The organism is Sulfurimonas sp., from assembly GCF_023229105.1.
Taxonomy (GTDB): domain Bacteria; phylum Campylobacterota; class Campylobacteria; order Campylobacterales; family Sulfurimonadaceae; genus Sulfurimonas.
In genome coordinates this window covers 1-9370 of record NZ_JALNZY010000078.1, presented here as the reverse complement: position 1 = coordinate 9370, position 9370 = coordinate 1, and the positions used below count along the sequence as shown (strand labels likewise).

12 protein-coding genes are annotated in these 9370 nt (G+C 35.9%); 6 read left to right on the top strand and 6 right to left on the bottom strand.

Annotated elements, in window-relative coordinates:
• Positions 1-23: 23 nt before the first annotated feature.
• On the top strand, positions 24-491 hold the full coding sequence (locus M0Q17_RS09445; RefSeq protein WP_295086245.1) for a DUF302 domain-containing protein: 468 nt from the start codon (positions 24-26) through the stop codon (positions 489-491).
• 49 nt (positions 492-540) lie between these two features.
• Here the strand turns inward: M0Q17_RS09445 and M0Q17_RS09440 are convergent, their stop codons facing one another.
• From M0Q17_RS09440 to M0Q17_RS09430, 3 genes are all read right to left on the bottom strand, one after another.
• Positions 541-1893, bottom strand: a complete 1353-nt coding sequence (locus M0Q17_RS09440) for an OprD family outer membrane porin (RefSeq protein WP_295086243.1) — start codon at positions 1891-1893, stop codon at positions 541-543.
• A gap of 153 nt (positions 1894-2046) precedes the next feature.
• The gene (locus M0Q17_RS09435) at positions 2047-3261 is read right to left on the bottom strand and encodes an ArsS family sensor histidine kinase (protein WP_295086242.1); all 1215 of its coding nucleotides are present in this window, start codon (positions 3259-3261) and stop codon (positions 2047-2049) included.
• Positions 3258-3947, bottom strand: a complete 690-nt coding sequence (locus M0Q17_RS09430) for a response regulator transcription factor (RefSeq protein WP_295086239.1) — start codon at positions 3945-3947, stop codon at positions 3258-3260. Before M0Q17_RS09430 ends, M0Q17_RS09435 begins: the two co-directional genes overlap by 4 nt.
• A 142-nt stretch (positions 3948-4089) precedes the next feature.
• Between M0Q17_RS09430 and M0Q17_RS09425 the strand changes: the two genes are divergently transcribed.
• The 5 genes from M0Q17_RS09425 (at position 4090) to M0Q17_RS09405 (ending at position 7807) form a co-directional block, all read left to right on the top strand.
• Positions 4090-4878: a glycerophosphodiester phosphodiesterase family protein gene (locus M0Q17_RS09425; protein ID WP_295086237.1), complete on the top strand. Its 789-nt coding sequence runs from the start codon at positions 4090-4092 to the stop codon at positions 4876-4878.
• Positions 4875-5147, top strand: coding sequence for a DnaJ domain-containing protein (locus M0Q17_RS09420; RefSeq protein ID WP_295086235.1), 273 nt, complete (start codon positions 4875-4877; stop codon positions 5145-5147). The genes M0Q17_RS09425 and M0Q17_RS09420 overlap by 4 nt, the downstream gene beginning before the upstream one ends.
• 9 nt (positions 5148-5156) lie before the next feature.
• Positions 5157-5786: a methyltransferase domain-containing protein gene (locus tag M0Q17_RS09415; protein ID WP_295086234.1), complete on the top strand. Its 630-nt coding sequence runs from the start codon at positions 5157-5159 to the stop codon at positions 5784-5786.
• A gap of 39 nt (positions 5787-5825) precedes the next feature.
• Positions 5826-6851 carry an AmmeMemoRadiSam system radical SAM enzyme gene (amrS, locus tag M0Q17_RS09410; RefSeq protein WP_295086232.1) on the top strand — a complete coding sequence of 342 codons (1026 nt, stop codon included), beginning with the start codon at positions 5826-5828 and terminating at the stop codon, positions 6849-6851.
• A 92-nt stretch (positions 6852-6943) separates the two neighbouring features.
• Positions 6944-7807, top strand: a complete 864-nt coding sequence (locus M0Q17_RS09405; protein ID WP_295086230.1) for a radical SAM/SPASM domain-containing protein — start codon at positions 6944-6946, stop codon at positions 7805-7807.
• 69 nt (positions 7808-7876) lie between these two features.
• Here M0Q17_RS09405 and M0Q17_RS09400 read toward each other — a convergent pair whose 3' ends face one another.
• The 3 genes from M0Q17_RS09400 to M0Q17_RS09390 form a co-directional block, all read right to left on the bottom strand.
• Positions 7877-8317 (bottom strand): nucleoside deaminase, encoded by a 441-nt coding sequence (locus M0Q17_RS09400; RefSeq protein WP_295086228.1) that lies wholly within the window; start codon positions 8315-8317, stop codon positions 7877-7879.
• A gap of 61 nt (positions 8318-8378) precedes the next feature.
• On the bottom strand, positions 8379-8939 hold the full coding sequence (locus M0Q17_RS09395; protein ID WP_295086226.1) for a hypothetical protein: 561 nt from the start codon (positions 8937-8939) through the stop codon (positions 8379-8381).
• 173 nt (positions 8940-9112) lie between these two features.
• On the bottom strand, positions 9113-9370 hold a 258-nt coding region (locus M0Q17_RS09390), incomplete at its 5' end, for a hypothetical protein (RefSeq protein ID WP_295086224.1).

Below are 9370 nucleotides of genomic sequence, written 5' to 3'. Positions count from 1 at the left end.
AGGCTATATTCAAAGGATGTGTTATGAAAAAAATTCTATTGGTGTGTTTGTTAAGTTTGTCTGTATGGGCGGCTGAGAGTAATGTTTATAAGGTAAGCTACAATGCTCCTGTTGATAAAGTTTTAGAAAACATTCTTGCCAAATTTAAAGCAGAGATGCTTGTTGTTGCTTGGCAACTGGATATTTTAGAAGAGTTTAAAGCAAAGGGCTTAGATAAGAAATTTGGTGAAAATTTCAACAAAGCTGGATTGACTGCAGTTAGGACTTTAGTTGCATGTAACGGAAAATTTGGTAACGATATTATCAATGCTGATGCTGATATGATGGCATATTGCCCTATTCGTATAACACTTACTGAAAAAGATGGTGTAACAACGGTTCTGTATGTTCGTCCTACATCTGCTCCAAAAGACTCTAAAGCGTACAAATCTCTTGTTCAATTAGAGAAAAAAGTCACTAAAGCTATTGAAGATTCAATGGAAATGGAATAATAAAAACATGAGAATTTCTACTAGGTTAAAATAACCTAGTAGTTAAGAACTAAAAGTTGTATGCTACAACAGCACGGTAGTGATTTTGTCTTCTATCTGTGATTCCCATAGCAGTATCGCCATTGTACTCACTTACACGTCTTGAGTTAAATACTCTAAAAAACCAATTTTCATTGTGCTTGTAGTTTAGAGCGATATCTATTTCATACGCATCATCTGTCGCTTGAAGAGCTCCAGCAGCAGCTTTTGTATCTGACTTTCCATACTCTGCATAATCAACCAAAAACTTTAAGCCCTTCATGATTACATAGTGACCGCCAATTTTATAAGCATCTACGTCGTCTCTATATGCATTTCTTGAAAAGATTGTACTTGTGTATGCCGGATCAGCTCCCCAAGCATTAAAGTATCCTTTTTCTGTTACAGCGTTGCTCTCATCGCCAGATTTGTTTGCCGCTGCATAAACGCCCCACTTTTTGCCCTCTAGAGCAACTTTTACTCCAAGCATATTAAAATCTTTCTCGCCTGCAAGAGCACTACCTGTATCTTTTTGCATTAAATATTGAGCATTTAATTTTACTGCTATATCTTTTGCAACAGGTATTTTATAACCCAGCTCTGCATAGTAATCATTTGCTATATCATCTGAGTGATAAACCCAAAGATCGGCTTTTAAATTTTTTACACCGGTATATGTTGCCCCAATAACCGTACGACCATCAGTGTCTCCTGATACTCCAGCAATTTCACCCATGTTTAAAAATTTAGCTTGTTCCACAGTTCCGCCTTGTTGAACAAACTTTACAGCTGCTCCACCAGTGGTTGTACCTTCACCGATTAGACCAAAATCAGTTGCCGCACGAGAACCCATAGACATTTTTGTAATCTGTCCAGCAGTTAAACGAAGACCATCAATCACATTTGTGCCCAACATATATGCTTCATAGAAGTTTGGCATAAGAGATGTAGAAATCTTTGTAAGTGGCGTATCAAGTGTTTGACGCCCAAATTTTGCGTCAAAGTATTTATGTTTATATGATAAGTATAATTCCCCCATTAGTGCTTTTGATTTGCCCTTAGTATCAACAACTAAGCCGCCAGCCGGCTTGCCGCCATCATCTGGAGTCCAGTCGGTTAAGCCTGCATCACCGTTTACATACATACCAACACCGACTTTTAAATTATCTACTATAGTATCTGGTGTTTCATATTTTAGTTTTACTAAATAGCCACTGCCTTCACTTGGAGCCCAGCCATTTTTCTTATCATCTATTACAGTCATCCCTTTTAACATAAAGTCAATAGTTCCGCCTCTATAACCATCTATTACAACATCTGCTGCTTGAAGCATTGCAGAACCTGCTAAAGCTGCCACCAATGACAATCTTATCGCTCTTCTCATCCATAATCCTTTAGAATTTAATCTGTAGCCTAAACAATGTAATAGTAGCAACTTTTACATTTCAAACTGCATAGTAATAGTATAAGAAAGCTATATAAATAAGATGTTAATTTTTTGTTAACGAATTGTTAACGAATATAAAATAAAAGGCACTCAAAAATTTATGATAAAAGAGTTGATGCCGTCTTTATGTCTGTATGAAAGGGAGTAGTTATGTTTGTCTAAGATATAGTTTACGATGTAGAGTCCAAGTCCAAAACTCTCACTTATGCTTGAATCACACTTTATAAAAGGCTGAGTATAGTATTCAAGAGGATATTGCAACTTATCGCCCTTGCTGCAAAATGCAAGTTCGCTATTTTGAAGCTCAAGATAAACTTCTGAATCTATCGAATACTTGATGCCGTTATCAATTAGGTTTTTAAATACTATGCTCATGAGATCAAAATCTACCTCAACGACTCTGTTATCAAGGTTGTTTTTTATGCTTTGTGGCTCCAAAAATAGTAAATCTACAGCATTATCTAAAATATCAGCCAGATGGTAACTTTTTTTCTCAATACTACAGTCACATGCGGTAATATTTTCAATTTGAACAATCTCTTTGGTTAGCAGATTTAGACGCAAGAAAACATTTGTAAGAATATCTTTTGTACGAGACTCTTCTAGGAACTCTAATGAGAGTCTCCCTTTTGTTATAGGGGTTTTTAGTTCATGTGTTATATTTCTTATAAAGATAACCCTTGAATTTATCATGGCTTTTATCTTTTTAACTGCTTTGTCAAACTCGTTTGAGACCTCTGCAATCTCATCTTTGCCTTTTGAGATTAAATCTATGTCCATATCGCCTTCCCCAAAACGACGAATCTGAATTTGAAGATGTTTTAGCGGATAAATGCTGATTGTTATTGAGAGAAATAGAGCAAAAAGTACCAAGATAAAAGCTCCATAAAGCCACCACATATAGTGGACATCTATGGGCTTTGTATCTAAATCTTTTAAAATCATTCTACCCGTACTCTCAGGAGTAGTCATGTATCTATATCTATCTTTTTCATAAAGGTCAAAGTTTTGCATACCGCATGAGATGGTTTCAAACTTATTTGTATTTAAGATATCGTTATATAGCTTTTCATCATCTATTATCTCTATATTTTTATTTTTAAGGTTTAAAATAAGTTGCTCTTTTGTATCTTTACCTGTGTGCCACAACATTACAAACTTAGCAATATTGTGATAATGAACCTTTAAATTCTCTTTTACAGATATAAACTCATAATCATGCATCATCTTGAAAAGGAAGGTCATCGCAAAAAATGCAAGTAAAAAGAAGAGGCTTATTTTAAAAATGATTGAATTTTTATTCAACTCTTCATCCTGTAACCTATTCCGCGGATTGACTCTATGTATGTAGGGCTTCTCGGATTGTCAAAGAGTTTAGAGCGCAGACGGCTTATAATTACATCTATACTTCTCTCATCACTCTCCCAGCTAAGCCCCTCTACCGCATCTAGAATTGCTCCTCTGCCTAAGACTATACCTCTTTGATTTATAAATAAACTCAAAACACCGTACTCTGCAACAGTCAGATTAAGAGCTACATCTTTGTGATATACAATCATCTTTGATTTGTCGATTTTAAAATCTCCAAACACCTCCTCTTTTAGCACGGACGAAGGTGCTTTTTTACGTCTTAGCATTGCATGTATTCTAGCAACCAGTTCTCTGGGGTCATAAGGCTTTGGTAGATAGTCATCAGCCCCTTTTTCTAGACCTAAGACTTTATCACTAACTTCATCTCTTGCAGAGGATATTATTATAGGTATATCAAAAAATGTTGATATTTTTTCACAAAGAAACAATCCATCCATTTTAGGAAGAGTTAAATCAAGTATTATCAGATCAAAGCAAGTTTTTTTAAGATGCTCGATTACGATTGTGGGATCAGCATTTATCTCAACACGTATTCCGCAATTATGAAGATAATCGGAAATCAACTCCGCTAATATCTCATCATCTTCAACCATTAAAACACTTATATTTTCTTGTAACATCTATATCACCTGCGCTGCATATCTCTTTAGCTGAGTTATTCTACACAAATTTATAGCATAGTTACTTAAAAATTATATATCTCTGCAATGATTAGGGTTATTGCAAAAGTAGAGATTGGATAAATAAATGCTAGAATAGTATATGAAATTATTAGAATTATTAAATCACGGGTATCTTGTTGTTGCTCATAGAGGGGCGCGCAGAGTTGCTCCTGAAAACACTCTTTTAGCACTTAAACAAAGCAGAGGAAGATTTGATTTTGTTGAGGTAGATGTTTGTTTAAGTAGAGATAAAGTGGTTGTTGTGATTCATGATGATACACTCCAAAGAACTACAAATATAGTTGAAATCGACTCCTTTAGAGATAAAAAACCGTATAGAGTTTGCGACTTTACGCTCGATGAACTCTCTATGCTTGATTATGGAAGCTGGTTTTATAAAGATAAAAAGCACAAGGAGCCGCTTTTGACTCTCAAAAAAGCGCTAGAATTTATACAAGAGAATGATATGTACATAAATGTAGAGATTAAAGATATTTCTAACTGTTTTGAAGATAAAATTGTCGTAGAGGCAGTAGCAAAAGAGATAGAAGATGTGGGGGTAGGAGAGCGTGTTTTGCTCAGCTCCTTTAAACATTCGTATTTAAGGGAAGCAAAAAAGAGAGTTCCAAATATACTTAGGGGTGCTCTGTTTGAGGGTGGAAGTTTTGATAATCTTCTTGAATGCTTAAAGGAGTTAGAGGTAGATGCTTGCCATTTGGATGCTGCGTCGGTAGATGAAAAAAGGATTCGCATGATAAAAGAAGCGGGGTACAAAGTGGGTGTTTATACGGTTAATAGTGCAAAACGCTCTCGTGCGCTCTTTGAGATTGGTGTCAATTATATATTTAGCGACTCGTTGGATAAAAACCTTAAAAAGTACGCTCTATGAAGTATGAAACTTTAGAGAAGGCTCTTGAAGTTTTAGACATTGTGACGCGCATAACGCAAGCCGAGCTAAAAGATAAGTATTTGAAGCTTTCAAAAATCTACCATCCTGATATGCCAGATGGAGATGCTAAAAAGTTTAAAGAGATAAATGAAGCATATAAGTTAGTGCATAAATATATGCAAAACTATAGATTTTCTTTAGATGAGGAGGAGTTTTACACACAAAACCCATTCTCAAGAAAATCAAAGGATTGGTTTTATAATTTTTAAGGAAAGAGCATGATTGATAGGGATTTTAAAGAAGCAAATAATAAAATGGTTGACTATCTTATAGAGGTCGGCACACTTCGCTCAAACAGAATTATAGAAGCCTTTAGAAATATCGACAGAGCGGATTTTGTAGTAGATAGAAATTCTATAGATGTTTATGGGGATTATCCTCTTGGCATAGGTAATGGACAAACAATCTCTCAGCCAAGAACTGTAGCTATGATGCTAGAGATGCTCTCGCCAAAAGAGGGAGAGAGGATTTTAGATATAGGAAGCGGCTCTGGATGGACAACGGCACTTTTAGCTTATATTGTGGGTGGTAGTGGTTCTGTAGTTGGAGTTGAGAGAGTTAAAGAACTTGTAGAGTTTGGAAGCTCTAACTTGAAGAGATATAAATTTAAAAATGCTAAAATAGTGGAAGCCGGGGATGAATTAGGCATCGTTGGCGATATATTTGATTGTATTTTAGTCTCAGCAGCTGCGGATGAGCTTCCGTATGAGTTAATAAAGCAGTTAAGAGTCGGTGGAAAGCTTGTCATTCCAATTCAAAGTTCGGTTTTTGAAATTATAAAAAAAGAGGATGGGAGTTTTGATGCTAACGAGCATTACGGCTTTGCCTTTGTTCCGCTGATTTATTGATAAGCTTGAGTTTCATTTTATAAAATTAAGGAGCAAAATATGTCACAAACAGCATGGCTTAGTAAGAAGCTAGATAGTGGGAAGATTTTGTGTCAGGCTTGTGCACATGCATGTAAGCTTGATGAGGGCGAGTACGGTATATGTGGAGTTAGACGAGTCCTAGATGGGGAGCTTAAACTTCTTGTTTATGGACTTGCTGCTGCGGTAAATATTGACCCGGTAGAGAAAAAACCGATGTTTCATTTTTTGCCAAAAACTAGAGTCTTCTCAGTAGGAACGGTTGGGTGCAATCTCTCTTGTCAATTTTGTCAAAACTTCGATATTTCTCAATATCCAAAAGAGCCTCCTCACAAGATAGCCGGTCGTGAATTTCCTCCACAAAAAATTGTTGAAGCGGCAGTTGAGAATGCTTGTGAATCAATCGCATACACCTATAATGAGCCGATTGTATTTTTTGAGTACACCTATGACACAGCAAAACTCGCTCACGCGCAAGGGATAAAAAATATCTATGTTACAAGTGGTTATGAGACGCGAAAGGCGATAGATTTGCTTGAGCCTTATTTAGACGGGATGAACATAGATATTAAGGCTTTTAGGGATGAATTTTACCAAGAGATTTGCGGTGCAAGATTAAAGCCTGTACTTGAAGCGGTAAAGTATGCTCATGAAAAAGGGATTTGGATAGAGATAACAACGCTTTTAATTCCAGGCAAAAATGATTCTGATGAAGAGATAAGAGATATAGCAAAGTTTATAGCAAGCCTTGATAAATCTATACCGTGGCATCTCTCAGCGTTTCATCCAACTTACAAGATGCTAGATGTTCCTCGCACTCCAGAATCAACTCTGCTTCGTGCTTATAAAATAGGTCAAGAAGAGGGTTTGAAATATCTCTACATCGGTAATGTCGATAATGGGGACTATGAATCTACCTATTGCCCAAGCTGTAAAAATAGGGTAATTGATAGAAGCGGTAATATCGGACAATTTGTAACAAACAGACTTGATGAAAATGGTAAGTGCCCGTATTGTGGCTACATGTTAGAGGGAGTGTGGCACTAAAGAGAGCTTTCAACCTTGCCAAATCAAGACGAGGTTAAAACCTCGTTTGCTTTTTTTTATGTTAGAGTTGCGAATAAATTTGAGGAGGTGTTATGAAGTTTCATCGTGTTCATGTTGAAGTGACAAATATCTGCGGTTTAGCTTGTAGCTTTTGCCCTCCAAAAGTAACTCCATCGAAGTCTATGTCATTAGAGTTTTTTGAAAAAATTCTAAAACAGCTCACTCCATACACAAAAACTCTTGCCTTTCATGTTATGGGAGATCCTCTGCTTCTCTCAAATCTAGATGCCTACTTAGAACTTGCAAAAAAGTACAACTTTGAAATAGAACTTACAACAAGTGGCTACTTTTTACCCAAGCATGATGCTAAAACGCTCTTTCATGACTCAGTTCGCCAGTTAAATATCTCGCTAAATAGTTTCAATAAAAATAGCTTAAACCTTAGTTTTGATGCGTATATGAAAGATGTTTTAGACCTCTGCTCCCAGAAGATAGCTAGCTATCCAAAACCTTTTATAAATCTTCGACTTTGGAACCTTGATGCTACTTTTGCTGAAGAGCCATACAACAATCTTATTTTTGAAAAATTAAACTCTTTTTTTGGTGTAAACATCGACACTAAAATGATGGAGCAAAAAAAGTTCTTTCGCCTTGCTTCTAAAGTCTTACTAAACTTAGATAACTATTTTGAGTGGCCGGCATTAAAAAGTAATCACAATAGTCATGCAAGTTGCTATGGTTTGTCTTCTCATTTTGGGATTCTTTCAGATGGAACCGTAGTGCCATGTTGCTTAGATGGAGATGGTGTTATAAATCTTGGAAACCTGCACAAAGAGAGTTTAAAAAATATACTCACTTCAGCGAGGGTTACCAATATTATAGATAGTTTTAAAGAGGGTTTTGCAGTAGAAGAACTTTGCAAAAAATGCAGTTATAAAGATAGATTTAAAGAATAAAATAGTGTTCTTTACAAAACATAAATATGTATAAACCCATCTTTAGACATCAACTCAAACTCTACATTTTTACTCTTCGCCTATGTCCTCATTCCATAGTTGGGGGGATTTTTTTATAAAGGAGCCCATAAGCTCACAACACTCCTTATCATCTAAAACTTCTACTTCCACGCCTCTTGATTGCAAATAATCTTGCGGACCTTTAAATGTTGTATTTTCTCCTACAACGACTCTTTTTATGCCATATAAAAGTATCGCCCCGCTACACATGTCACAAGGAGATAGTGTTGAGTAGATAGTGGCTTTTTTGTACTCACTAGCACTGAGTCTTCCTGCATTTTCTAGACAATCCATCTCTGCATGTAAGATGGCACTAGATTTTTGAACACGCTTGTTATGTCCTCGTCCTACTATTTTGCCATCAATGACTAATACCGAACCAATAGGAATTCCGCCCTCTTTTAAACCTAATTTTGCTTCTTTTATAGCTTCTTTTAAAAATATATCCATTTTTTTATCCTCTAGTGAGTAAGTTTACACTCTCTTTCTTGAGCGCCTTGTTCTTGATACTTTAAGCATATAATTTTTTGTTAAATTCATCAAACTCTTGAAGAGTTTTTTCTAAAAGTTCTTTGGTTTGCTCGAAAATCTTATCCATAAGTTCAGTAGCATCTATCTGCTCAGACATCTCTGGTATCTTTAACTTTTTTATAGAGTTGTCAAACATCTCTACTATATTTGTTTTGATGTAGTTTTTACTGTTTTCATCTCTTGCTTTATTTGGCTCAAAAATAGAGGCTATATCATGTGCCAACTTTGTAACAGGAGAAGAGGGTGCTTCAGCGCTTAACTCCTCTAAAAAGTTATCTATGTAAGGTTGAGCTATTTTCATAAAAGCTTCAATCTCTTTTTGGTCTTGTGCATCTATACCATTTCCCTCTACTGAAAACTTAAATGATTGCATAGATGAGAAACTCATAGAGGTACGTGAGCCGTTTTGATTTTGTTGGTGGCTCATAGATGCGCTCTGATGGTTTGCAAAGTCCATCTTTATAACATCGCCACTAGAAGTTTTCATAGCGATATTGAGGTCATGTGCTCTATAAGTATCCATTGCAAAAGAAGTGTTCATAATTTTCTCTCTGATAATTAATATAGGCTACATATCGACCAAAAAGAGTAAGATTTTAGATAAGCTGCTTTTTTGTTTGCGAAATTGTATGTAATCGGAAGCAAGGTTTTAACCTTGTCAAAGCAAGACGAGGTTAAAACCTCGTCTCTTAATTAATGTAGAGTTTTTATGTTTTATGCTAATATGGAAATATTTCCAGCATCAATAGTAAATACACTAGTTACCCCGACAAGCATAGCTATTTGAGTAGTTTCATTAGCATCCATAAGTCCGTTACTATTTCCGCCTGATGCAACTCTGTCATCCCATCCTAGAACTAGAGTATTGGATCCATCACTTATCAAGAAAACAAAGGCATCATCTACTGCAGTATTTGTAATGGCAGCGGCTATTTCTGCTCCTGCATTTGAAAAATTAGCTGCGGCAACATC